This window comes from Mesorhizobium sp. M7A.F.Ca.CA.004.06.1.1 (assembly GCF_003999135.1).
GTDB lineage: Bacteria > Pseudomonadota > Alphaproteobacteria > Rhizobiales > Rhizobiaceae > Mesorhizobium.
In genome coordinates, this window is the sequence record NZ_RZPQ01001019.1 from 1 (window position 1) to 1,643 (window position 1,643).

Here is a 1,643-nt window from a genome sequence, read left to right on the forward strand (position 1 = left end):
CTCCAATGCCGACTGCCGGCTCGCTTTGTTCAGCCTGGCGCTCAAGCCGGACGGCACCAACGGGCTGTGGACGATCAACCAGATGGGCGTCGACAGTTCCGAATGGGAGTATAACTGGACGTCGCTGACCGACAATAATCTCAAGCAGATCGTCGTCGTGCGCGACCTGACGCCGCCGGTCTGACGGTTGATTTCCGGCAGCGTGGCGGAAGGCAAGCAGGCCCGTCCGGTCTGGCCCCGGTCTGACACGGCCGGGCTCCGCTTTCGTGCGGCAGTGGAGGCGGACTTGCCGTTCCTGTCGCGGCTCTATGCCTCGACCCGCTTCGAAGAACTCGCGGTGACGTCGTGGAGCGAGGCGCAGAAGGCCGAATTCCTCGGCATGCAGTTCCAGGCCCAGCACGCGCATTACCGAAAACACTATCCCGAGGCCGATTGGCTGGTGGTGGAACGCGATAGCGACGACATCGGCCGCCTCTATATCGAGCGCTGGCCAACCCAGCACCGCATCATCGACATCGCCTTCCTGCCGCATCATCGCCGCAAGGGTTACGGCACCGCGCTGCTCTGCGACCTCATCGACGAGGCATGGTTAGCCGGCAAATCAGCGTCGATCCATGTCGAGAAGCACAATCCGGCGAGACGGCTTTATGTCGCGCTCGGCTTCGCGGTCGTCGAGGACAAGGGCGTTTATGACCTGATGGCGTGTGCGCCGCCGGGGGGCGACGATCTATGATCGTCGGAACCGATTTGTTGGCAGATGCGATCATTGTCTATGGTCATCGTTTGCGCTGCCCCTCACCTGCCTGCCGGCATCCTCTCCCCGTATAGTGACGGGGAGAGGGACGCTTTCATCGCGGATTTCGCCAATCTCCAGCGTTGCAAGAAAGGCGCCGGCGTCGCAGCCAGCCACTCTCGCCCCGTTTACGGGGAGAGATGTCCGGCAGGACAGTGAGGGGCGGCGCCGGCGGCAAGGATTGTCGCATCAGGCCCTGTCACGATGCGATAGGCCTGCGTGCAGCCCAAAACAGGGTCCTAATTGAACACCGCCTCGTACAGCCGCCCCGTCGCATCGGCGGCGACCGGCACGATGAAGATCTCGTGGCTGCCGCTTTCCCCCGTGAAAAGATAGGTCGCCTGCGGCAGTGCGATGTCGCGCGGGCCTTTGAACAGCAGCGAGAAGCCGCCGCCCGGGCGCGGGCTGGCGGCGATGGGCTTGACCGCGCTGAGTTCGAGCGGGATCTGCCGGCCGCCGGCTTCGATGGTGAAGGTTTGTCCCTGCTCGAAATCCGACACCGACGCCATTCCGTTTCCCTCAATCTGTCCGCCGGAGCGGTTCAGCGTTCGGATCGCTGATCCGATCCGGCTTTTGTTTCTTCGCAATCGCCAGGGGAAAACCGCTCCACACTTTTCCTGGATTTGCTCCAGCGGAGGCACTGTCGCCGCTTCGCCGCAAGCTGTCCAGAGGCGGGCAGGCTGGCGGTCGTGTTCCCAAGGCAATCGGCCGCCGCAATCCCAAAATACAGCACCGCCTGTCCTTTTATGCGCGCAAGAGACGCTGTAGTACTTTGTTCCTGCGCGGGATTCCTTTCGACCCAAGATCAGCGCAAACAAGCATAGATCCCGGCTTCGGGACCATTGGCAGC

The 1,643-nt window shown here is 62.8% G+C and carries 3 protein-coding genes; 2 read left to right on the top strand and 1 reads right to left on the bottom strand.

Going from position 1 to position 1,643, the window contains the following annotated elements:
• Both EN906_RS33340 and EN906_RS33345 read left to right on the top strand, forming a co-directional pair.
• On the top strand, positions 1-184 hold a 184-nt coding region (locus EN906_RS33340), incomplete at its 5' end, for a hypothetical protein (RefSeq protein WP_164777575.1).
• Between the two features lie 18 nt (positions 185-202).
• Complete coding sequence (locus EN906_RS33345; RefSeq protein ID WP_256754981.1) at positions 203-733, top strand: GNAT family N-acetyltransferase; 531 nt, start codon at positions 203-205, stop codon at positions 731-733.
• A 299-nt stretch (positions 734-1,032) separates the two neighbouring features.
• Here the strand turns inward: EN906_RS33345 and EN906_RS38615 are convergent, their stop codons facing one another.
• Positions 1,033-1,611 carry a hypothetical protein gene (locus EN906_RS38615; protein WP_236382967.1) on the bottom strand — a complete coding sequence of 193 codons (579 nt, stop codon included), beginning with the start codon at positions 1,609-1,611 and terminating at the stop codon, positions 1,033-1,035.
• Between the last annotated feature and the right edge of the window lie 32 nt (positions 1,612-1,643).